Origin of the sequence: Pseudomonas sp. TMW22090, from assembly GCF_022496665.1 — a bacterium.
Taxonomy (GTDB): domain Bacteria; phylum Pseudomonadota; class Gammaproteobacteria; order Pseudomonadales; family Pseudomonadaceae; genus Aquipseudomonas; species Aquipseudomonas gregormendelii.
In genome coordinates this window covers 25,239-47,259 of the sequence record NZ_SCFH01000009.1, presented here as the reverse complement: position 1 = coordinate 47,259, position 22,021 = coordinate 25,239, and the positions used below count along the sequence as shown (strand labels likewise).

Genomic DNA, 22,021 nt, shown 5'->3' with positions numbered 1-22,021 from the left:
CAAAATGCTGGTCAAGTCCATAGCCATAGCCGCTCCTGCCGATGAGATAAAGCTTGAAGGTTAACCAAGGCGTCAGGTCTTGGACAGCTCAGTCTTCGACCAGGCCCAGTTCCCGCTGTGCGCGCCGATCCCCTGCCCGCGCCGCCTGGCGCAGCAGGTCCTGGCCGATGCGGCGATCGCGGGCATTGCCGCACTCACGACACATCAGCTGGCCGAGGCGGCTTTGCGCTGCCACTACGCCTTCACGTGCCGGCTGCTTGAGCAGACGTCCGGCGAGGTGTTTCACGTTCGGGTTGTCGCCCAGGCGCGGGCTGTCCAGAAGCCACTCGGCCACACGCATGGAAAAGCGTTTGGGTGGGACAGCGGCGGTGGGTGAAGAGGTTACGGAAACTGATACTGAACGAAACTTCATAAAACACTGTAGGGCAGATCGGAAGGCGCGCCACTCTACTCTTTTTTTCCTACAGGTAAAGCTTAAAAAACCCGGCACGCCCGTCCTAGAGCAAGCGCTCGGGACAATCCACAGAAGCTGTGGATAACTCAGTGGACAACCTGCCTTGAACTCTCGCAAACCCCTGTGGAATGGGGCTCGCAGTCAAACTGACGATTTTTTCACCAGTAAAAAAAAGCGATGTTTTTCATTGACTTAAATTTTGGTTGCAGGCACCCACTGCGCTTGCGAGTCAGATGACAGTGCCGTGACAGCGTGCGCAACTAATGTGCACAAGTACCTTCGCGTCGGTTATATCAATGCGCTTTTTCGGCGCGTTTTGCGTTACGAACCTGTTGATTACTCGTTCACAACCCCTGATCCAGGCCGGTCTGGGGCCAAGCCTGCGTGCTCAACCAGCGGTCGGATTCTGTGCTACTGCACAGCGCACCCGACCAATGGCCATGCCTGAAAAATCGGTTCGATTGTGCTCGCCACGGTTTCTTTGCTTATACCCCTTCCATTACCAATATTGTTTTGTTAGTATCTACGGCGTTAGTACCAAGCTGAAAGTCAATTCTGGTCGAACAAATCCTCCCGGACAGCCTTCATAAACGAAGCCCTTCCGAATAAGCGGGATCGACCACCTCGATGGTTTCCAGGTAAACCTTGCGTCAATACAGCCTTTGATCGAAAGCAAAGGGTATTGCCAGGCCCACTTACTCTGACCGAACCAGCCTGCAAATTGATCAGGATCTTCACCCCGGGCCCAGAACCTTTGCCCTTGATGTGTTGCCTGCCCTCCTAAGTACCTACCTGCCAGCCCAAGCGCGCCAATTATCAGCGCTTCAAACTGGCTGCTTTGTTCCAGTCGGGTTCTTCGGTCGACCAACGGTGGTCGTCGTCACTGGAACGTTTTAATTTTGCACGGCTCTTATCCGTGTCGCTTGTAGGAACACCCAATAATGACTACTCAAATCCACACCCAGGATGCTATCCGCACCCTAACCAACGCTTTTGCACCAATGAACTGCCTGATCATGGCCGCTCGCAAAGGCTGCTTCAGCTTCACTCTGGTCAACGAACACGGCATCGCTCGTCACAGCGAACGCCTCTACCCCGATCAGTACTCCAGCGCCGAACCGCTGCAGGCCGTGATCGAGCGTACCCGTCAGGCACTGGTTGCCTGATACGCCAGAAAGACTGAGACATCAAAAGCCTCGCTTAAAACGCGGGGCTTTTTATTGCCTGATATTTCCCTTCCAGCCGCCAAAGCTTAAGCACCAACCGATATAACGGTTATAACTGGCCGACGGAAATATTTTAAAAACAGGCCTTTACGTCGCGAATATGACACTACACTTCAACTCAAGCGGCTTGATCCGCTTCCGGCGAGCCTGAACCGATCCATCGCTGCCAAGGCCCCCTTTCAGGTATCGCCGACCACTTCCGCTCCGAGGGCTTTATGGGTATCGCTGCCAGCGAACTGTGCCGCTATGTGATTCGTCCGACCTTGCTCTACCTCGGACGCCACAGCGCAACTGCCGAATCCCTGCTGCTGGGTATCGCCGCCAGCCAGTCAGCCCTTGGTTCCGCCCTGCACGACCGCCGTGGCCACGGCCTGTACCGAATCGCCGAACCGCGCCACCAGGCGCTCTGGGATCATTACCTGGCCCTGGACCCGGAGCGCGCCAGCCTGGTGCGCGGCCTGGCGAGCCAGCATGCGTTCCTCAGCAGCCCGCATCTGGAATTGACCGTCAACCTGCGTTACGCCACCGCCATCGCCTGGCTGCTGGTAGAAGAACAAAACACCTCGCTCCCCGAAGCCGATGATCTGCTCGGCATGGCCCGCATCTGGCGCCAGACCTTCCAGCCCCAAGGCCGCCTGCGTGATTTCACCTATGCCTGGCATACCTGTGTTTCAACGCTGAATCAGGTCGCCTGCTGAACCACCCCTCTCACAAGATCGCCCAACTCGCGGCGAATCCGGTCTGATTGTCCTACAAAACCGCTCTAACTCAAGCATTACAGCCTATAGCGCTGGGACGAAAATGTTGGTAATTTTCGCCCCGGTGATCACCAGGAGTTCTAATAATGAAAAAAGTAATGCTCAAAACCACCCTTAGCCTCGCCGTTACCTTGGCATCCACCCAGATCTTTGCAGCTGGCTTTGCCATCAACGAACAAAGTATCAGCGGGATGGGTACAGGTTTTGCCGGGCGATCTTCCTCTGCCGATGACGCAAGCACCATTTTTGGCAACCCTGCCGGCATGTCGCGCATCAAGCGCGAACAAGTCACCGGCGGCGCTGCAATGCTCGACGCACACACCGATATCAGCCACGCCAGCTCCAGCCCGAACGGCGGCACCAACCACGGTGACATGGTCCCGTTCATCGCCGTACCGATGGGCTATTACGTCAAGCCGATCGATGACAAGTGGGCAGTGGGCGTAGGCGTCTACGCACCCTTCGGCCTGGTGACCGACTATGAGAGCAACTTCGGCGGCCGCTACTTCGGCAGCAAGAGCGACGTTAAAGTCGTGACCCTGCAACCGACCGTCAGCTACGCCTTCAATGACAAGGTGTCGATCGGCTTCGGCCCGACCATCAACCGCATCGACGGCAAACTGGAATCGAACCTGTCGATCACCCAGGCCGCCGGCGATGGCGAAGTCAAGATCAAGGGTGACGACACCGCGCTGGGCTACAACATCGGCGTGCTGGTACAAGCCACTGACAGCACCCGCCTGGGCCTGACATACCACTCGAAAGTGAAGTACAAGCTCGAAGGCAACACCAAGGTCAACTACAACGTCCTGGGCCTGATCGGCCAGAACCCGAGCCAGAAGTACGACGCATCCCTGGACCTGACGACGCCTGAGTCGGTCGACTTCTCGGTGACCCATCAGCTTGATGACCAGTGGACCCTGTACGCCGGCAGCACCTGGACCCGCTGGAGCCGCCTGAAAGAAATCACCGTGGAAAACAGCGGTGTACCCGGGGTGCTCAATGGCCAATTCGGCAGCATCACCGAAGACCAGAACTGGCACGACACCTGGGCTCACGCCATCGGCGCGTCCTACCAGTTGAACAAGCAATGGGTACTGCGTACCGGCCTGTCCTTCGACCAGGCGCCGACCAACAACGTCGACCGCTCCCCACGCATTCCGACTGGCGATCGCAAGATTTTCAGCCTGGGCGCCGGCTGGAGCCCGACCGACGACCTGACCATCGACGTGGCGTATTCGTACCTGCGCGAAGAAGCAGTCAAGGTCAACAACAGCAACGACCGTGGCCAGAGCTACAACGCCAAGTATGAAAACTGGGCGAATGGTTTCGGTGTAGGCGCGACCTACCGCTTCTGATGAGAGACGCCTTGCGCGCCTGAATCAAAAAAGCCCCGCTCTGTGTGACAGCAGCGGGGCTTTTTAATGGGCGTCGATCAGGGTTGCGAGGCGATGGCCTTCTCGACAGCAGCGATAAACTCGGGGTCGTCGGGCTTGGTCAGGCTGGAGAAATTGGCGATCACCTTGCCCTGGCGATCGACCACGTATTTGTAGAAATTCCATTTCGGCGCGCCAGTCTGTTCGGCAAGCACCTTGAACAGGTGAGTCGCGTCGTCACCCCGCACTTTCTGCGGCTCGGTCATGGTGAACGTCACACCGTAATTGACGTAGCAGACCTTGGCGGTCTCGGCGTCGTCCTTGGACTCCTGCTTGAAGTCGTTGGAGGGCACGCCGATCACCTCCAGGCCCTGCGCCTTGTAGCGCTGATTGAGCGCTTCAAGGCTCTTGAACTGCGGGGCGAACCCACAGAAGCTGGCGGTATTGACCACCACCAGCGGCTTGCCAGCAAAGCGCTGGCACAAATCGATCGATTCCTTGGCGCGCAACTTCGGTAGCGAGCCCTGTAGCAGTTCCGGGCATTCGGCTGCCTGGGCCAGTCCAGAAAACGCAATCAGTAACGCGGGAACGGCTAACCAGCGCGTCAACATATCCGTGCATCCTTGAGAAGGTCGTCAGAGCGAAGTTACTCGCGCGCACCTCTTTCTAGCAAGCACCAGTCAGGCAAACAGCTCTAACAAACGCCCATGCCCAACTGCATCAATGCCAGCCCGCCCTGGTGCCAGCCCCACCACGCCAAGGCCAGCAGCAAGGCACCAGCCGCCGCCAGGGCAATACGCGACCAAGGACGGCTCACGATGCACTCAACTGCGTCTGCAACCGCGCCACGGGCCGCTCGCGCACCGGCCAGTTAAGGGCCGCCGCCAACAGGCTGAGGAGAATCGCCACTTGCCAGATCAAGTCATAGCTCCCGGTCCGGTCATACACCACCCCGCCCAGCCAGCCGCCCAGGAACGAGCCCAACTGGTGAAACAGGAAAACAATGCCCCCGAGCATGGACAGGTTTCGCACGCCAAACAAGGTGGCGACGGTGCCGTTGGTCAATGGCACCGTGGACAGCCACAGGAAGCCCATCGCCATGCCGAACAGGTACGCGGTGGTGGTGGTGACGGGCGCCCACAGGAACAACCCGATGACCACCGCGCGCAGCAGGTACAACCCGGTCAGCAGGCGCGGCTTGGACATGCGCCCGCCGAGCCAGCCGGCGGTGTAGGTGCCGAAGATGTTGAACAGGCCGATCAGCGCCAGCACCGTGGTGCCGACCGTTGCCGGCAGGTGCTGATCCACCAGGTAGGCCGGCAGGTGCACGCCGATGAATACCACCTGGAAACCGCAGACGAAAAAGCCGAACGCCAGCAGCCAGAACCCCGAATGGGAACAGGCTTCGCGCAGCGCTTCACCCAGCGTTTGCTCATGACCGAGGGACGGCAGGGGTTTGTCCTTGAGCATGCCGACCAAGGGGACGATCAATGCCACCAGCAAGCCCAGCACCAGCAAGGCTGCAGACCAGCCCAGCCAACCGATCAGCCCCAGGGTGCCGGGCAGCATGGCGAATTGGCCAAACGAGCCGGCCGCACTGGCGATGCCCATGCCCATGCTGCGTTTTTCCGGTGGTACCGCGCGCCCGACCACCCCGAGAATCACCGAGAACGAAGTGCCCGACAGTCCGATCCCGATCAGCAGGCCGGCACTCAAGGATAAGGTCACTGCCGAATCGGAAAGGCCCATGCACACCAGGCCAGCGGCGTATAGCACCCCGCCGATCAGCACCACCTTGGCCGCGCCAAAACGATCCGCCAGGGCGCCGGTGAAGGGTTGCGCCAGGCCCCAGATCAGATTCTGCAGGGCGATGGCAAAGGCAAAGGTTTCGCGGCCCCAGCCAAACTCGGCACTCATCGGCGCCAGGAACAGACCAAAGCCATGGCGAACGCCCAGCGACAACGCAAGAATCAGCGCACTGCCCAGCAACACCCAACCGCACGTACGCCACATCGATGTCATTATTGTTCTCCGATAGCGGGTATATACCCGCTTATGATCGAACGCGCCGGCTTCAAGCCAGTTCGTCCAGCAGTTTGAGCAAGGTTTCGCGTTTTTCCGCCCCCAGGCGATCAACCAGCCGCTGTTGCGCAGCCTCCCAGGCAGGCAAGGCCGCCGCCAGGCGTTCGGCGCCGGCGTCGGTGAGCTTGACGATGCGATTGCGCATGTCCTCGCCCTCGACCAGCATCACCAGCCCTTCCCCTTCCAGCACCCGCAGATTGCGCCCCAGCGTGCTGCGATCCAGGCCCATGGCCTCGGCCAGGGTGGAAATACTCGGCTGGTCCAGGCGTTGCAGGTTGCACAGCAAAGAATACTGGGCAACGTTGATTCCGAAGCCATCGAGAGCGCCGTCGTAATGCCTGCTGACGCCACGAGCGGCGCGACGCAGGTTGATGCATAAACATTGGGAGTCGAGCATGATGCGTGTATATACCCGCGAGTGAGATTAATCAAGTTTTCTGCAGCAACCGTAGGAGCAAAGCTTGCTCGCGATGGGGATGTGACATTCAGCAGTCATGTCGCCTGGTAGCAAGCAATCGCGAGCAAGCTTTGCTCCCACAGGTAATCATGTCTAATCAGACCAACACCAACCCAACCAACACCCCAACCTCCAGCAACTCCAGCAGCGCGCCCGCTGTATCCCCGGTGGTCCCACCCAATCGCCGCAGCATCACCTGCCGCAGCCAGGCAAACGCCAACCCGGCCATGATCAGCGCAAACACCCCATTGAGCCCCGCCAGTAGCACACAGGCCAATGCACTGAGTGCCAGCACCCGCTTGCCCGCCGAGCGCGGCAGATGATCAGCCAGCGCCTGCCCCAGCCCGCCGGCACGCACATAAGGCGTGGTCAGAAACAGCCCCAGCAAGGCAGCGCGCCCAATCAGCGGGACTACCAGCAAATAAACCCCATGTTGCTGCTCGATCAACGCCAGCAACGCGGCAAATTTAAGCAGCAATGCCAGCACCAGCGTAACCACTGCGATCGGTCCGCTGCGCGGGTCCTTCATGATGGTCAGGGTGCGTTCACGGTCGCCAAAACCGCCAAGCCACGCATCAGCGCTGTCGGCCAGGCCATCGAGGTGCAAGCCGCCGCTCAACAGCACCCAGGCCGTCAGCAACAGTGCAGCGTGCAGCACTAAAGGGCTGCCATTGAGGAGGCCGTTCAGCCCCCACAAAATTACGCCAAACAGCAACCCCACCAGCGGATAAAACAGCAGTGAGCGCCCGAGCTCCTGAGGTGTCGGCATGCCCGGGAGGCGTACCGGCAGGCTGCTGAGGAATTGCAGGGCGATCCAGAATGGCAGCATGCTCAGTTCGCTTCCCGCAACAGTCCAGCGGATTCAACGGCCAGGGCAAACATCGTACCGTGGCCGACTTCGACATTCAGCAGTTGCTCACGGGGCAACCCCCGGGCCCGCGCCAGCAGCAGGCGCATCACTCCGCCGTGACTGACCAGCAAGACCCGCTCCCCCGCATATGTGGCGCGTAAACGCTCGACGGCGCCCAGCACCCGCGCGGAGAAATCCTCGACCGGCTCGCCCTGAGGCGGGGTGAACGAATACGGATCGGCCCAGAACAAGCCCAGGCCCTCGGCGTCGGTTTCCATCAGCGCCGCAGCGCTCTGCCCTTCCCAGGCGCCGAAATGCAGCTCCTGCAGAGCCTTGTCCTGATGCACCGGCACGCCCAGTTGCGCGCCGAGCTCCTCTGCAAACCGCGCGCAGCGTTGCAAGGGTGAGCTGACAAGGCGATCCCAAGGCCCCTGATCCGCCACCGCGGCACGCATCTGTGCCCAACCGGCGTCGGTGAGCGCGTCGTCGATGCTGCCGCGCAGGCCGCCGCCCAGTTCGGTTTCACCGTGGCGCAACACGTCCAGGCGCAGGGTCATGCCGGGCGGTCCGCGACGGCGGCTTCGGCGAAGGTCGCCATCTGCCCGTGAAGGTCACAGGCCAGGCGCAGCAAGGGTACGGCCAGCGCGGCACCACTGCCTTCGCCCAGGCGCAGGCCGAGCGCCAGCAAGGGTTCGGCGTCGAGCGTCTCAAGCACCTGCCGATGCCCCGGCTCGGCGCCACAATGCCCAAACAACAGCCATTGCCGGCACGCCGGATTCAGCCGCACGGCCACCAGCGCGGCAACGCTGCAGATAAAGCCATCCACCAGCACCGCCACCCCTTCCTGCGCACAGGCCAGATAGGCGCCCACCAGTGCGGCAATCTCGAAACCGCCGAGGTTGAACAGCGTCTGCAACGGATCGCCACGCTGGGCACTGTGCAGTGCCAGCGCGCGCTCGATGACCCGGGCTTTATGGCTGACGCCTGCGGCGTTCAGTCCGGTGCCAGGCCCGGTCATTTGCACTACCGGGCAATCGAGCAATGCACAGGCCAGGGCGCTGGCGGCGGTGGTGTTGCCAATGCCCATTTCGCCGCCGATAAACAGCTGGGCGCCGCCAGCTCTGGCACGGTGGACGCTGTCGCGGCCCGCCTGCAAAGCCAGCGCGCCCTGCGCTGCAGTCATCGCCGCAGCCACGGCGAAATTCGCCGTGCCCGGGCCGATGTTCAGGTGCCGCACGCCTGTGAGGTCGAGGCCCGGATTGACGGTGCCGAGATCGACCACTTCCAGGGCCGCACCCAGTTGCCGTGCCAGCACGCTGATTGCCGCGCCGCCGCTGACGAAGTTGTGCAGCATCTGCCCGGTCACTTCCTGGGGATACGCAGAGACGCCTTCGGCAACGACGCCATGGTCGCCGGCAAAAATGCCGATCCACACCTGATCAAGCGTCGGCTTCAGTTGACCCTGCAACCCGGCCAGTTGCACCGCCACAGACTCGAGCCGCCCCAGCGAACCCGAAGGCTTGGTCAGCTGCTGTTGGCGAGCCTCAGCCTGTTCGACGGCGTGAATGTCTATGGGTTTGCACGGGTTGAGCCACCAGGCTTGGGTCATAACGCGGTTCCTTTGAGAGTCAGGGGCAGGCCGGCCACGGTGAGGACGACTCGCTGGCAGCGCTCGGCCAGCGCCTGATGCAGCCAGCCGGCCTCATCGACGTAGCGCCGGGTCAACTCGCCCAGCGGTACGACGCCCATGCCGGTCTCGTTGCTGACGAAAATGGTTTCACCCGGCAAGGTCGCCAGGCAGTCGAGTAAAGCGTCGCGTTCGACCGACAGGCGTTCGGCGTTGTCCAGCATCAGCAGATTGGTGAGCCACAGGGTCAGGCAATCCACCAGCAGGCAGCGATCGGCGCGGGCGTTTTCGCGCAGTACGCGGGCCAGTTCCAACGGTTCTTCGATCAATGCCCATTCGGCCGGCCGCCGCGCACGATGGTGGGCCACCCGTTCGCTCATTTCGCCGTCCAGCGGCTGGCTGGTGGCTATATAGGTGACAGCCAGTTCACTGTCAGTGGCGAGCCGTTCGGCCAGGCGGCTTTTGCCGGAGCGGGCGCCGCCGAGGATCAGTTGCAGCATGGTGGGTTCCTTGAAATCTTCGGTGGGGCGATAGGGCACTCAGATACCACACAGTTCACGCAACAGCCCGGTATCGAGGTGCTGCTCCACCAGATCCGCCAACCGCTCGATATCCCGCTCTCGCAGCCCGTGATAGTCCACCTCCTGCACATCCTGCAAACCGGCCCAGCGCAGCAGCGCACTGCAGGCCGCCGGCGACTCGAACAAACCGTGCAGGTATGTGCCGAAAATCTGCCCGTCGGCGCTCTGCGCGCCATCACAGCGGCCATCGTCCAGCAGCACTGCCGAATTCTCCAGCGCAGGGCCGGTGGTCACGCCCGCATGGATTTCGTAGCCGCTGACCGGCGCATCTTCCAGTGCCAGGCGACCACGCACATTGCGCAGTTGCTTCTCCTGTTCCAGCCGGGTTTCAAAGGCCAGCAGGCCCAGCCCTGCGCTGGAACCGGGCGCCCCTTCCAGACCCAGCGGATCATGCACCTGCGCACCGAGCATCTGCAGGCCGCCGCAGATGCCCAACAGCTTGCCCCCGTAACGCAGGTGACGGTCAATCACCGTGTCCCAGGCATTGGCGCGCAGGTAGGCAAGATCACTGCGCACGCTTTTCGAGCCGGGCAGGATGATCAGGTCGGCGGGGGGAATGGCCTGGCCGGGGCCGATGAACTGCAAGTCCACCTGCGGGTGCAGGCGCAGCGGATCGAAATCTGTGTGGTTGCTGATGCGCGGCAAGACCGGCACCACCACCTTGAGCACCTGGTCCGCCTTGTCGGCCTGGCGTTGATCGATGCCATCCTCGGCTTCCAGGTGCAGGTCCATCACGTACGGCAGTACACCGATCACCGGTTTGCCAGTGCGCGCTTCCAGCCAGTCCAGGCCAGGTTGCAACAAGGCGATGTCACCGCGAAAACGGTTAATGATGAAGCCTTTGACGCGCGCCTGCTCACTGGCGGACAGCAACTCCAGGGTGCCCACCAGGTGCGCGAAAACCCCGCCGCGGTTGATGTCTGCAATCAACACCACCGGACAATCGACAGCCTCGGCGAAGCCCATGTTGGCGATGTCGCCGGCGCGCAGATTGATTTCCGCAGGCGAACCGGCGCCTTCCACCATCACCACCGGATAGGCTGCGCTCAAGCGTTGATGGGAAGCGAGCACCGCCTGCATCGCGATGGCCTTGTAGTCGTGGTAGGCGACCGCGTTCATGCTCGTCACCGCCCGCCCATGGATGATCACCTGGGCGCCGGTGTCGCTGTTGGGCTTGAGCAGCACCGGATTCATGTCGGTGTGAGGCTCGAGATTCGCGGCCTGGGCCTGCACCGCCTGCGCACGACCGATCTCGCCCCCGTCGGCGGTCACCGCACTGTTGAGCGCCATGTTCTGCGGCTTGAACGGCACCACGCTCACGCCCTGGCGCACCACCCAACGACACAGCGCGGTCACCAGGGTGCTCTTGCCAGCGTCGGACGTCGTGCCCTGCACCATCAACGTAGTCATTGTGCTTCCTCGACGAAGGCTTCAAGGGCTGACACCAGGCGTGCCCAGTCTGCTTCCTCGGCGGGCAGGCCAAAACGCAGGCTGCTGTTGTGGGTGAACAGGCGCACCAGGATGCCGCGCCGCGCCATGAACTCATACAGTGCTTCGGCGCGCTCGGTGATCAGCCACTGGAACAGCGCGCAGCCGCCCTGTGGTACGAATCCGTATTGCTCGAGCAGCAGCGCCAGGCGTTTGCTGGCGGCCTCGGTGCGCAAACGTTGCCCGATGTGCCCTTGGGTATCCAGCAGACAGGCCTGGCCGAGGATGCGGGTCGGCCCACTGACCGCCCAGGGGCCGACTTGCTCGGCGAGCAATTTAAGGAATCTGCGCTCGGCCAGTACAAACCCCAGCCGCACGCCCGCCAGGCCAAAGAATTTGCCGAACGATCGCAAGACGATCAAGCCGACCTGATGGGTATAAGCAGCCACGCTCAATTGCGGCGTGTTGTCCATGAAGGCCTCGTCCACCACCAGCCAGCCGCCGCGCTGGGCCAATCGCGAATGCCAGTCGAGCAGGCGCTTGGGGGACAGGCTAAGGCCCGTGGGGTTGTTCGGATTGACCACCACCAGCACGTCCAGGTTGTCGATAAAAAAATCCACTTCCTGCTCCAGCACTTCGCGCACGATGTAGCCGCTGCGGCGCCAGGCTTCGGCGTGCTCGGCGTAACAGGGTGACAGCACGCCGACCTTGCCGGCCCGGCGCAAACGCGGCAGCAGCTGGATTGCCATTTGCGAACCGGCCACTGGCAGCACCTGGGCAGCACCGTAATAATCGCAGGCAGCCTGCTCCAGGCCGTCATCGCTTTCCGGCAGCCGCGCCCAAGCTCTCAGCGGGATCTGCGGGATGGGAAACGGCCAGGGCGAGAGGCCAGTGGACAGGTCGAGCCAGTCGGCTTCGGCGATACCGTAGTCGATTGCCGCTTTGCGTAAGCGCCCGCCGTGTTCAAGCATAAAACTCCGCCCCTACGCAGATAATCAACAGCCACAACCATACCCCGCGCTGGACCAATTGCCAGCCACGGTCGATGGAATCCGCGTCCGCCGGTACGCCCTCACCCAACGGCGGGCGCTGGTGCAGCTCACCGTGGTAAATCGCCGCCCCGCCCAGCTCCACGCCCAGCGCGCCGGCACCTGCGGCCATGACCGGACCGGCATTGGGGCTGTCCCAGGTCGGCCCCTGGGTCCGCCAGCATTTGAGTGCCAGTCGGGTTTTGCCCAGCAAGGCGTATGTCAACGCCACCAGCCGCGCAGGAATGTAGTTGAGGACGTCGTCGATCTTCGCCGCCGCCCAGCCAAACCGCTCGAAGCGTTCGTTGCGATAACCCCACATGGCATCCAAAGTGTTGCTCAAGCGGTAGAGCACAACCCCCGGCGCGCCAGCGACGACAAACCAGAACAGGGCGGCAAATACCGCGTCGCTACCATTCTCCAGAACGGATTCGGTGGCCGCGCGGGCGACTTCGGTTTTATCCAGCTCGCTGGTCTGGCGGCTGACCAGGTAACCGACGCGAGTGCGCGCTTCATCCAGGTCATCGCTGCGCAGGGCCCTGGCCACCGGCTCGACGTGCTCGCCAAGGCTGCGCATGCCCAGTGCGCAATAAAGTGCCAGGATCTCGACGATCCAGCCCACCAATGGCGCCCAGGACAGCGCGGTCGCCAGTAAGGTCAGCGGCACTACGGCGAGTACCCAGGCCGTCACGCCATGGCTGCGCCAGCCTCTACCACCACTGTTGAAGCGCTGCTCGATGCGATCGGCAAAGCGCCCGAACGCCACCAGCGGATGCCAGCGCCTGGGTTCGCCCAGCAGCGCATCCAGCCCCACCGCAGCGACGGTCAACAACGCCACACTCATTGACTCTCTCCCCAGACATTTTCATACAGCAATTCACCCAGCGGCCGCGACTGCGCCCAGCCTTCGAGAACCAGCATCGGCGCCGGATAAAATTCCTGCACCGGCCCCAGGCACAACACCGCCATCGGTTTTGCTCCCGGCGGCATGCCCAGCAGATCGGCCAGGGCTTGCGGCTCGAATAGCGAAACCCAGCCCATGCCCAGCCCTTCGGCACGGGACGCCAGCCACAGGTTCTGGATGGCGCAGGACAACGAGGCGATGTCCATTTCCGGCAAGGTGCGCCGGCCGAAGATGTGGCGTTCGCGATCATCCATCAGCGCGGCGACCAGCACTTCGGCGCAGTCGTTGATGCCTTCGACTTTGAGCTTCATGAATTCGTCAGTGCGCTCGCCCAGGGCTTGGGCGGTACGGATCCGCTCTTCTTCCACCAGGCCCTGGATTTGAGCGCGCACAGTGCGATCGCTGATGCGCAGGAACCGCCAAGGCTGCATCAGGCCGACACTGGGGGCCTGGTGCGCGGCTTCGAGCAGGCGCCGCAGCAGCTCGGGCTCGACAGTGCCACCGCTGAAGTGGCGCATGTCGCGGCGTTCGGCGATGGCGCGGTAGACCGCGTCGCGTTCGGCCTGACTGAATGTGGCGTCGGTCATGGCCTTTTCGCGAGCAAGGCGCCCTCCCGGTCAGGCAAAAACAATGCCGCCACCGCAACCGGATTCGACGGAAAATAAAAGTGCACATAAGAAGCCGTCATCCGCCCCTGACGATAAACCGCCTCCGCCCCACGTCCGCCATTCGGGCTCAGCCCGCGGGCAATCGGTGCCAGCTCGGTGCTGGTCAGCGAGTGATGGTAGGTATGCCCACGTAACGCGCCCTCGGGCAGTTCCACCACCTGCAAGGCCAATGCAGCCAGGCGCTTTTGCATGACCGCATCTCCGGCCAGCAACCCCACCAGTTCGGCACGCGTGCCGTCGACGTCGGTCAACGAATCGAGCAGATAAAGCATCCCGCCGCACTCGGCCAGCAACGGTTTGCCCGCGCCATGGTGCGCGCGGATCGCCGCCAGCATCGAGGTGTTGCCAGCCAGCGCCGCATGGTGCAATTCCGGGTAACCGCCTGGCAGGTAAAGGCTGTCCGCCTCGGGCAACGCGGCATCACGAATCGGCGAGAAAAACCGCAACTCGGCGCCCATTGCCCGCAACAGGTCCAGGCTCGCACCATAGGTAAATGCAAAGGCCTCATCACGCGCCACGGCGATGCGCACGCCTGCGAGCAAAGGTTCGGCAACAACCAGATCAGGCGCGGCAAATTCCACCGCCGGGGGCAACGCTACCTCGCAACTGCTGGCCAAGGCGTTAGCGGCGGCATCCAGACGCAGGTCGAGGTCGTTCAATTCGCTGGCCTGCACCAGGCCGAGGTGACGACTGGGCAACTCGATCCCGGTCTCCCGGGACAACGCGCCATACCAGCGCAACCCCTCAGTCAGGCTGCCTTCAAGCAACTGCGCATGGCGCAAGGTGCCCACGCGATTGGCCAGCACCCCGGCAAACGGCAAATCAGCCTGATAGCGCGCCAGCCCCAGAGCCAGGGCGCCGAAGGTCTGCGCCATGGCGGTGCCGTCGATCACCGCCAGCACCGGCACGCCAAAATGCCGCGCAAGGTCGGCACTGGAAGGCGTGCCGTCGAACAGCCCCATGACCCCTTCGATCAGGATCAGGTCCGCCTCGCCAGCGGCCTCCCACAAGAGGCGTCGACTGTCCTGCTCGCCGACCATCCACATGTCCAGTTGATAGACCGGCGCACCGCTGGCGCGCTCAAGGATCATCGGGTCGAGAAAGTCCGGGCCGCACTTGAATACGCGCACCTTGCGCCCCTGGTTGCGATGCAACCTGGCCAGCGCAGCGGTCACGGTGGTCTTGCCTTGGCCGGAAGCCGGCGCTGCAATCAATACCGCCGGGCAACAGCGAGGCTGACTCACAACTCGACGCCTTTTTGCGCCTTGATCCCGGCGTGGAACGCGTGCTTGACCACGCCCATCTCGGTCACGGTGTCGGCCAGTTCAATCATCTCCGGCTTGGCACCGCGACCGGTCACCACCACGTGCTGCATGGGCGGACGAGCCTGCAAATCACTGAGCACCTGATCGAGATCGAGATAACCGTGCTTGAGCGCGATGTTCAATTCATCCAGCACCACCAGGCCGATCGAGGGGTCACGCAGCAGTTCGCGGGACACTGCCCACGCCGCTTCGGCGGCGGCGATATCGCGCTGGCGATCCTGGGTTTCCCAAGTGAAGCCTTCGCCCATCACATGAAACCGCACCTGCTCCGGGAAGCGCCGGAAGAACAACTCTTCACCGGTGCTGTTGCGGCCCTTGATGAACTGCACCACGCCGCACTGCATGCCATGGCCCATGGATCGTGCGAGCATGCCGAACGCCGAGCTGCTTTTGCCCTTGCCATTGCCGGTGAGCACCAGCAGCAAGCCGCACTCATTCGGCGAGTTGGCAATGCGTTCGTCGATCACGGCTTTTTTGCGCAACATGCGCGCCAGGTGACGTTCGTCACGATCGGGGGTATCAGTCATGGGGAAGCTCTCCGTTGGGGCTGGATAACGGCGGGCAGGCACAAGAATAGACGGCAAGAAGCCTGGCATCGCCCACCGTGATGCCGCTGGATGGATCAGGCCGGTCTCCGGGCTCATGAGCGGCTGTTGGCCTGACTGCGCGCCTTCCCATCTCGATTGCTCGACACAGTGGCACAAGGCGCAGTCTTCACTCATTTACCGTTGCGGGGGCAGCGCCGGGATCATGATCAGTCTTTGCTCGAAAGCGACCACTCACCGGCTTCCCTGTTTCACCCTGTCGACGACGTCACAGGGCACCTGAAACAAGCCGCGAAGGTTAGAGGGTTGGGGGTGGAGCGTCAATTAAAGTCCGGCCTGCGGTGCTGAATTGATTTACCCCCGTTGAACCATCGCGCATTTGCGCTTCTCTACTAAACAGGTCAATGCATTCATAGGGAAGGTCAGCATGCGCAAGCCCCAGCTCGTTTTCGTCATCGCCCTCGCCGGAGGACTCGCCGCTTGCGGTGAAACTTCCAGCCTGCAAGTCTCCGACGGCACCGGTCCGTCACCCAAATTGCCGGAACCGAACAAGACCCTTATACCGACGGTGAACATCGCCCCGGCCATCGGCTGGCCCGACGGTACCAAGCCGACCGCTGCCGCCGGCACCCAGGTGGCCGCATTCGCCGAAGGCCTCGACCACCCTCGCTGGCTGTATGTGCTGCCCAACGGTGATGTGCTGGTGGCTGAAACCAACGCCCCGCCCAAACCCGAGGACGGCAAAGGCATCAAGGGCTGGGTCATGAAAAAAGTCATGGGCCGCGCCGGTGCGGGCGTGCCCAGCCCGAACCGCATTACGCTGCTGCGCGACAAGGACCATGACGGCGTCGCCGAGACCCGCACGGTGTTTCTGGAAAATCTCAACTCGCCGTTTGGCATGACCCTGGTGGGCAACGACTTGTATGTCGCGGACACCGATCGGTTGCTGCGCTTCAACTATCAAAGCGGCGATACGACGATCAAGTCTCAGCCGATCAAGGTGGTCGACCTGCCGGGCGGCGCGCTGAATCACCACTGGACCAAAAACGTCATTGCCAGCAAGGACGGCAGCAAGCTGTACGTCACGGTAGGATCGAACAGCAACGTCGCGGAAAACGGCATGGATCAGGAAGAAGGCCGCGCAGCTATCTGGGAAGTGGATCGTGCCACCGGCAATCACCGCATCTTCGCCTCCGGCCTGCGCAACCCGAACGGCATGGCCTGGGAACCCCAGACCGGCGCTCTCTGGACCGCGGTCAATGAGCGTGACGAAATCGGCAGCGACCTGGTGCCGGACTACATCACGTCGGTCAAGGACGGGGCGTTTTACGGCTGGCCTTACAGCTACTACGGCCAGCACGTCGATGTGCGCGTCGAGCCCCAGAATCCGGACCTCGTCGCCAAGGCCATTGCCCCGGATTACGCGGTCGGCCCGCATACCGCCTCTCTCGGCCTGACCTTCGCCGAAGGCAATACCTTGCCAGCGCAGTTCAAGGAAGGCGTTTTCATTGGCCAGCACGGTTCGTGGAACCGCAAACCCCACAGCGGCTACAAGGTGATCTTCGTGCCGTTCAACGCCGGCAAACCGACCGGGCAACCGATCGATGTGCTGAGCGGTTTCCTCAACGACGAGGAAAAAGCCATGGGCCGGCCGGTGGGTGTGGTGATCGATCAGCAGGGGGATCTGCTGGTGGCGGATGATGTCGGGAACAAGGTATGGCGGGTGTCGGCCACCCAGTAACGCTGCACGCCGAAACCTGTAGGGGCCGGCTTGCCGGCTCCTACGGATTGCGTGCCAAATGTTCCGGCTGCAACACGCGCTTGGCACTCAGATACGCTTTTTGCCAATAGGCCTTGGACAGGCTGTCCAGCTTGACCGTCCCACCCGTGGCAGGCGCATGCACAAAGCGCCCTTCGCCGACATAAATTCCGGCATGACTGACCTGCGAACCGCCATTGGTGGCGAAGAAAATCAGGTCGCCCGTCTGCAACCCTTCCTTGCCCACACTGGCCGCCTGCATCCCGATCATCTCGCGGGTCGTGCGCGGCAGCGTGATACCCGCGACATCGCGGTACACATAGCCGATCAGCCCGCTGCAATCAAAACCGGCGTCTGGCGTATTGCCGCCCCAGCGGTAAGGCGTACCCACCAGACCCAGGGCGCGAAACAGCACGTCTTCGGCTTCAGGGGAAAAGGGTTGGGCAGGACCAAAAACCAGGGGGGCGCGAATCACCGGTGCCGGAGCTGGCGGCGGAGTGCGGCTGGCGCAGGCGCTGAGCAGCGCTGCGGCGATCATAAGTACAAGGCGGGCCGACGTCTTCATATACAGAACACCCTGATCTGGCTGCGGCTGTTTCCACCGGAAGGGCAGAAAAGAAAACCGCCGGCGCAGTGCGCAGGCGGTTAGCCATCAATAATAGATCAGGATTCTAGACGCTATACAGCAAACTTCAAGTAAGACTTTAAGTTCGCCTTACAAACTGTAGGCTTACTTGCGAGCAGTGACGATAGTCGGTGCCATCGCGAGTGCTCGCTTGGCCTCGATGAAGGTCTTGCTCCAGTAGCTGTCACCCAGGCTGTCGACCCGGACGCCACCGCTACGGCGGCTGCTGGAGTGGATGAACTGGTCATCCCCCAGGTAGATGCCAGCATGGCTGACGCGACCGCGACGACCATTGGTAGCGAAGAACAGCAGGTCACCCGGCTTGAGGTTGCTGCGAGAAACCAGCGGGGCATCTACGTTGATCATTTCCCGAGTCGAGCGCGGCAGGTTCATGCCGGCCTCTTCACGGAACAGATAGCCGATGAAACCGCTGCAGTCGAAACCGGCTTCAGAAGTACCACCAAAACGGTAACGGGTACCGATCAGGGACATGCCGCGTTCAAGGATGCTGTCTGCCAGAACCGGCAGCTGGTACGACTTGCCATCAGCGAAGCTGGCGAGTTGTTTATCGGTAGCCGACTCTTCCTGGAATGGAGTTTCCAGATAACGAACGGAAGAGGATTGGGCGGTAACGGAAGATTTAACCGGTTGCTGGGGCGCTGGCTCGGAGACTGGAGAGTGAGCGGCGCAGCCGAACAACAGGGTAACGAGTGCGAGAGGCACGAGGGGTGCGAAGCGATTTAGCATGGGCACGACCGTGGCTGATAGTTGTAAAGAAGCCGAGACTATGCCCGCTATCATCCTCATTTGCAAATTCAATCGAACTTTATGTGACTTTTCGGTTTCGCGATTTCATCTAAGCGCTAATGCCCTATTTAGACACTCGCGCGGCCTGCCCCTGCCGGAAAGCGCATATTCTCGTGCCTGAAAAGTAGCAAAAAGCCTGCAGGGACTGGGTTTTACCAGCCCAGCGTCTCTTTCAGAAACGGAATGGTGAGTTTGCGCTGCGCTTGCAGGGAAGCCTGATCGAGTTGCTCCAGCAATTCGAACAGGGCACTCATGCTGCGCGTGCCGCGGGTCAGGATGAAGTGCCCTACTTCGTCGGTCAGGTGCAGGCCGCGACGGGAAGCGCGCAATTGCAGAGCGCGCAATTTGTCTTCGTCGGACAGCGGACGCATCTGGAATATCAGGGCAAGGGTCAAGCGTGACTTGAGGTCCGCCAGCTTCACCGGCAGTTCCCGGGGCGAAGTCGATGCGGCTATCAACAGACGCCGACCACTGTCGCGCAGGCGATTGAACAGATGGAACAGCGCCTCTTCCCAATCCGCGCGCCCGGCCACCGCCTGCAGATCATCGAGGCAGACCAGTTCGTATTGTTCGAGGTTGTCGAGAATTTCGATGCCGCGATCCAGCAGCTCGGCCAGTGGCAGATACACCGCTGGCTCGCCCATCTGTTCGAAGCGCAGACAGGCGGCCTGCAACAGGTGCGTACGCCCCACGCCGTCCTTGCCCCACAGGTAAATCAGGCTTTCCGTCCAGCCGGCGTCGGCTTCGCAGAGTCGCTCGACATAGCCGAGTGCAGCGGCATTGGCGCCTGGGTAATAATTGATAAAGGTAGCGTCATCACGCAGACGCACACCTAGGGGCAGCTGAATCGGTTTCATGCTGACTGAACAGTTCCGACGGAACCGTTAGTGGCCTCTGTGTAAAGTTTGCGAAGTTTATACCCGTGAGGCTGACCGCACAATGCGACAGACCACAAGCAAAATCAAAGGTTTGCGTTAGCTTGCCGGTTTGGTGACAGATTCTCTGACGGTGTGGGCGTCTGCAGCAGGCGTGAACCACACCGCCCGGTACGGGACCGGGCGGCGGTCAGGCCTCAAAGCCGCCCGCTACAGCTCGGGCTCATCCTCGCCACTGTAGATGTCCGAATCCTTATACAAATCATGCATGTGGCGCACCAGCACCATGATCACCGCCGCCACTGGCAAGGCCAGCAGGATGCCCGTGAATCCGAACAGCTCGCCCCCGGCCAGAATGGCAAATATCACGGCGACCGGGTGCAGGCCGATACGGTCACCCACCAGCAATGGCGTGAGCACCATGCCCTCCAGTGCCTGCCCCACCATGAACACGGCAACGATGCCGATCATGGGGTACAAATCGCCACCGAACTGGAACAGCCCGGCAATCAGCGCAGCACCGATACCGATCACGAACCCCATGTATGGCACGATGGCCGCGAGGCCGGCGATCAAGCCGATCAACAGCCCAAGCTCAAGCCCGATGAGCATCAGGCCCGCGGCATAGATGACGCCCAGCGCCACCATCACCAGCAATTGCCCGCGCACAAACGCGCCCAGCACTTCATGGCATTCGCCAGCCAGGCTGACCACGCGCTCTTCGCTATCGCGCGGCAGCAGGCTGCGGATCTTGGCCATCATCAGGTCCCAGTCCCGCAGCAGGTAAAAACTCACGACCGGAATCAACACCAGGTTCGCCAGCCAGCCGATCACCGCCAGGCTGGAAGCCGTTGCCTGGCTCAGCACCACACCGACGATGTCAGTGGTCTGCCCCATGTGCTCGCTGATTGCCGCCTTCAGCTTGTCGAACTTCCAGAAGCCGTCCGACAAGCCGAATTTCGACTGAGCCCATGGCAGTGCCGTGTGCTGCAGCCAATCGAGCATCTGCGGGGCCAGCTCGTAGAGGCGCAGCATTTGCTTGGCCAGCATCGGCACCAGCACCAGCAGCAGCGTAGTGACGATCAAGGTGAACAGCGCAAACACCGCGATCACACCCCAAGTGCGTGATAGCCCGGCCTTCTCCAGCCTGTCCACCAGGGGATCGAACAGATAGGCCAACAGCAACGCCACCAGGAACGGCGTCAGGATTGGATGCAACAGCCAGACAAACGCGCAGAGCAGGACGACTCCACCCAACCAGAACCAACGCCGCGTATCGGCCATGAACCACTCCTGCTTCTATATAAGGAAAGAAAAACTACCAGCGAAAACGTAACTGCGGAACCGGGGCCGGGGCTGGCGCTACGGCAGGCGCCGCACCATCGGCTGCAGGCTGTACCGGCGGCACCGGTGCAGGTGCCTCCCCGGCTGGCAACTCCTGCAATTTCGCCAGGGACAGCTGAGCCTTCAACTGTTCGGCACTGCCGCGAACCCGATAGAGAATCCGGTCGCCATTGACGCTCTGCAGGCGCATGCCGAAGGGTTCCAGCAACCGCCCGAGGGCGGCATAGCGCTCCAGGTTCATGCCCTGGACCTCAAGTAACTGCTCGCCAGACGCGCCTGGCTTGACCACAAAACGCGGTGCCAGTCGTTCACTGACCGCGAGCATCACGGCATCCGCGACAGCGGCCTGATCGGCACCCTGCACGCTGCCTGCTTCTTTCTTGTCGCCCATCCACAAGTTCCAGGTTGCCTGCCACTGGCCGCCCTCCTCCTTGGCATGCACGGCGAGCAGGGCATCGGCGTTGTAACGTTCCGAGGCGCTGCGCAGTGGCGCCGCGTCACCGCCTTCCAGGGTCGGTCCGGTCGCCACCAGTTGTTCGCTCAGGTCCGCCAGCGGCAAGCGCAATGGCAGCCCTCGATGCTGGGCCGCGCGACGCAGCGGCGTCGCGCTGGCCTGGCCATCACCGACCAGGCTCGAACCCTCAGTGGCGTCGTTCAACCACCAACTCAGGATCGACGGGCGATTGGCACCCCACAGGGACAAACCGGCGCGACGCAGCGCCTGCTCGGTGGTCGCAGGGTCAAAATCGACTTTCAGCACTTGCGGCGGTCCCGCTTCGAAGCCGTACTGGCTGATGATCTGCTGCGGGTCCTTGCGGATGGCGGCCAGGCCGGGGTTCTGCGCGGCCTTGGGATCGCCAGTCAGGCGCAGCACCAGCGTATCCAGTGCTTCCTGGGTCGCCTGGTCGCGAATCTCCGGCGATTGGCCACTCACAGGTTGACGCACCTGATACAGACTTTTAACCGTCTCGGCATGGCCGGCCAGGCTGAAGAGCGACAGACAGCCCACAAACAAACATTTCGGAAAAAAACCCATGAAAGATTCCTGACTATTGGAGCGGCTGGAACAGGCCGCGTGAACCGGACGAGCATGGCTGTGACCACACCCTGCGGCAAAACATTCACCCGGCCCGGGCAAGTTTTTGCACTGTCCTAACGATAGACGGTTAATGGCGCTACCTTATACAGCCATGAGCAAGACGACCAATACGGCCTGTGACGGTTTTTTTTCGGCCGATATGCCCCTGCCGTCGGCGTGAGGATGGCCGCTGCCCTTCAAGCCTGATAAAATCGCGCGCCTTC

24 protein-coding genes and 1 riboswitch are annotated in these 22,021 nt (G+C 61.9%); of the genes, 4 read left to right on the top strand and 20 right to left on the bottom strand.

All coding sequences use genetic code 11. From position 1 onward, the window contains the following. Nucleotides 1–88 precede the first annotated feature (88 nt). Nucleotides 89–412 (bottom strand): hypothetical protein, encoded by a 324-nt coding sequence (locus tag EQV97_RS23015; protein WP_082069201.1) that lies wholly within the window; start codon nt 410–412, stop codon nt 89–91. A gap of 983 nt (nt 413–1,395) precedes the next feature. Here EQV97_RS23015 and EQV97_RS23010 point away from each other — a divergent pair. The 3 genes from EQV97_RS23010 to EQV97_RS23000 all read left to right on the top strand — a co-directional run bounded on the left by EQV97_RS23010 (nt 1,396) and on the right by EQV97_RS23000 (nt 3,796). Continuing rightward, nucleotides 1,396–1,620 (top strand): hypothetical protein, encoded by a 225-nt coding sequence (locus tag EQV97_RS23010; RefSeq protein ID WP_008031832.1) that lies wholly within the window; start codon nt 1,396–1,398, stop codon nt 1,618–1,620. 275 nt (nt 1,621–1,895) lie between these two features. Then, complete coding sequence (locus tag EQV97_RS23005) at nt 1,896–2,378, top strand: hypothetical protein (RefSeq protein WP_045060574.1); 483 nt, start codon at nt 1,896–1,898, stop codon at nt 2,376–2,378. Nucleotides 2,379–2,524: 146 nt separating this feature from the next. Beyond that, nucleotides 2,525–3,796, top strand: a complete 1,272-nt coding sequence (locus tag EQV97_RS23000) for an outer membrane protein transport protein (RefSeq protein WP_122838011.1) — start codon at nt 2,525–2,527, stop codon at nt 3,794–3,796. Between the two features lie 77 nt (nt 3,797–3,873). On the opposite strand, the gene EQV97_RS22995 is transcribed toward EQV97_RS23000, so the two are convergent. From EQV97_RS22995 to cobO, 14 genes are all read right to left on the bottom strand, one after another. Then, complete coding sequence (locus EQV97_RS22995) at nt 3,874–4,425, bottom strand: redoxin domain-containing protein (protein WP_122838010.1); 552 nt, start codon at nt 4,423–4,425, stop codon at nt 3,874–3,876. A gap of 83 nt (nt 4,426–4,508) precedes the next feature. Further along, complete coding sequence (locus EQV97_RS28920) at nt 4,509–4,631, bottom strand: hypothetical protein (protein WP_276614361.1); 123 nt, start codon at nt 4,629–4,631, stop codon at nt 4,509–4,511. After that, on the bottom strand, nt 4,628–5,836 hold the full coding sequence (locus EQV97_RS22990) for an MFS transporter (RefSeq protein ID WP_122838009.1): 1,209 nt from the start codon (nt 5,834–5,836) through the stop codon (nt 4,628–4,630). The genes EQV97_RS28920 and EQV97_RS22990 overlap by 4 nt, the downstream gene beginning before the upstream one ends. A gap of 52 nt (nt 5,837–5,888) precedes the next feature. Continuing rightward, nucleotides 5,889–6,293: a MarR family transcriptional regulator gene (locus EQV97_RS22985; RefSeq protein ID WP_045060570.1), complete on the bottom strand. Its 405-nt coding sequence runs from the start codon at nt 6,291–6,293 to the stop codon at nt 5,889–5,891. Between the two features lie 157 nt (nt 6,294–6,450). Then, nucleotides 6,451–7,182, bottom strand: coding sequence for an adenosylcobinamide-GDP ribazoletransferase (locus EQV97_RS22980; RefSeq protein ID WP_240890118.1), 732 nt, complete (start codon nt 7,180–7,182; stop codon nt 6,451–6,453). A 2-nt stretch (nt 7,183–7,184) separates the two neighbouring features. Further along, on the bottom strand, nt 7,185–7,760 hold the full coding sequence (cobC, locus tag EQV97_RS22975; RefSeq protein WP_122838007.1) for an alpha-ribazole phosphatase family protein: 576 nt from the start codon (nt 7,758–7,760) through the stop codon (nt 7,185–7,187). Continuing rightward, entirely contained in the window at nt 7,757–8,812 is a 1,056-nt protein-coding gene (gene cobT, locus EQV97_RS22970) for a nicotinate-nucleotide--dimethylbenzimidazole phosphoribosyltransferase (protein WP_240890117.1), read from the bottom strand. The genes cobC and cobT overlap by 4 nt, the downstream gene beginning before the upstream one ends. Next, nucleotides 8,809–9,330, bottom strand: coding sequence for a bifunctional adenosylcobinamide kinase/adenosylcobinamide-phosphate guanylyltransferase (gene cobU, locus EQV97_RS22965; RefSeq protein ID WP_225569097.1), 522 nt, complete (start codon nt 9,328–9,330; stop codon nt 8,809–8,811). The genes cobT and cobU overlap by 4 nt, the downstream gene beginning before the upstream one ends. Before the next feature lie 39 nt (nt 9,331–9,369). Next, nucleotides 9,370–10,821 (bottom strand): cobyric acid synthase, encoded by a 1,452-nt coding sequence (locus tag EQV97_RS22960; protein ID WP_240890116.1) that lies wholly within the window; start codon nt 10,819–10,821, stop codon nt 9,370–9,372. Next, nucleotides 10,818–11,810: a threonine-phosphate decarboxylase CobD gene (gene cobD, locus EQV97_RS22955; protein ID WP_240890115.1), complete on the bottom strand. Its 993-nt coding sequence runs from the start codon at nt 11,808–11,810 to the stop codon at nt 10,818–10,820. The genes EQV97_RS22960 and cobD overlap by 4 nt, the downstream gene beginning before the upstream one ends. Beyond that, on the bottom strand, nt 11,803–12,711 hold the full coding sequence (cbiB, locus tag EQV97_RS22950; RefSeq protein ID WP_045060563.1) for an adenosylcobinamide-phosphate synthase CbiB: 909 nt from the start codon (nt 12,709–12,711) through the stop codon (nt 11,803–11,805). Before cbiB ends, cobD begins: the two co-directional genes overlap by 8 nt. Continuing rightward, nucleotides 12,708–13,358, bottom strand: a complete 651-nt coding sequence (gene bluB, locus EQV97_RS22945) for a 5,6-dimethylbenzimidazole synthase (RefSeq protein WP_122838002.1) — start codon at nt 13,356–13,358, stop codon at nt 12,708–12,710. The genes cbiB and bluB overlap by 4 nt, the downstream gene beginning before the upstream one ends. Beyond that, nucleotides 13,355–14,683 (bottom strand): cobyrinate a,c-diamide synthase, encoded by a 1,329-nt coding sequence (locus EQV97_RS22940; protein WP_122838001.1) that lies wholly within the window; start codon nt 14,681–14,683, stop codon nt 13,355–13,357. Before EQV97_RS22940 ends, bluB begins: the two co-directional genes overlap by 4 nt. Next, entirely contained in the window at nt 14,680–15,291 is a 612-nt protein-coding gene (gene cobO, locus EQV97_RS22935; RefSeq protein WP_225569092.1) for a cob(I)yrinic acid a,c-diamide adenosyltransferase, read from the bottom strand. Before cobO ends, EQV97_RS22940 begins: the two co-directional genes overlap by 4 nt. Before the next feature lie 80 nt (nt 15,292–15,371). After that, a riboswitch (cobalamin riboswitch) is annotated at nt 15,372–15,607 on the bottom strand. Between the two features lie 129 nt (nt 15,608–15,736). On the opposite strand from cobO, the gene EQV97_RS22930 reads away from it, so the two are divergent. After that, complete coding sequence (locus EQV97_RS22930; protein WP_122838000.1) at nt 15,737–17,050, top strand: sorbosone dehydrogenase family protein; 1,314 nt, start codon at nt 15,737–15,739, stop codon at nt 17,048–17,050. A gap of 40 nt (nt 17,051–17,090) precedes the next feature. On the opposite strand, the gene EQV97_RS22925 is transcribed toward EQV97_RS22930, so the two are convergent. The 5 genes from EQV97_RS22925 to EQV97_RS22905 all read right to left on the bottom strand — a co-directional run bounded on the left by EQV97_RS22925 (nt 17,091) and on the right by EQV97_RS22905 (nt 21,755). Then, nucleotides 17,091–17,633: a C40 family peptidase gene (locus EQV97_RS22925; protein WP_122837999.1), complete on the bottom strand. Its 543-nt coding sequence runs from the start codon at nt 17,631–17,633 to the stop codon at nt 17,091–17,093. Between the two features lie 165 nt (nt 17,634–17,798). Next, complete coding sequence (locus EQV97_RS22920; protein ID WP_122837998.1) at nt 17,799–18,440, bottom strand: NlpC/P60 family protein; 642 nt, start codon at nt 18,438–18,440, stop codon at nt 17,799–17,801. A gap of 212 nt (nt 18,441–18,652) precedes the next feature. Further along, nucleotides 18,653–19,357 carry a DnaA regulatory inactivator Hda gene (gene hda, locus EQV97_RS22915; RefSeq protein ID WP_045060556.1) on the bottom strand — a complete coding sequence of 235 codons (705 nt, stop codon included), beginning with the start codon at nt 19,355–19,357 and terminating at the stop codon, nt 18,653–18,655. Nucleotides 19,358–19,585: 228 nt separating this feature from the next. Continuing rightward, nucleotides 19,586–20,659 carry an AI-2E family transporter gene (locus EQV97_RS22910; RefSeq protein WP_122837997.1) on the bottom strand — a complete coding sequence of 358 codons (1,074 nt, stop codon included), beginning with the start codon at nt 20,657–20,659 and terminating at the stop codon, nt 19,586–19,588. A gap of 34 nt (nt 20,660–20,693) precedes the next feature. Continuing rightward, nucleotides 20,694–21,755 carry a DUF2066 domain-containing protein gene (locus tag EQV97_RS22905; RefSeq protein ID WP_122837996.1) on the bottom strand — a complete coding sequence of 354 codons (1,062 nt, stop codon included), beginning with the start codon at nt 21,753–21,755 and terminating at the stop codon, nt 20,694–20,696. Nucleotides 21,756–22,021: the final 266 nt, after the last annotated feature.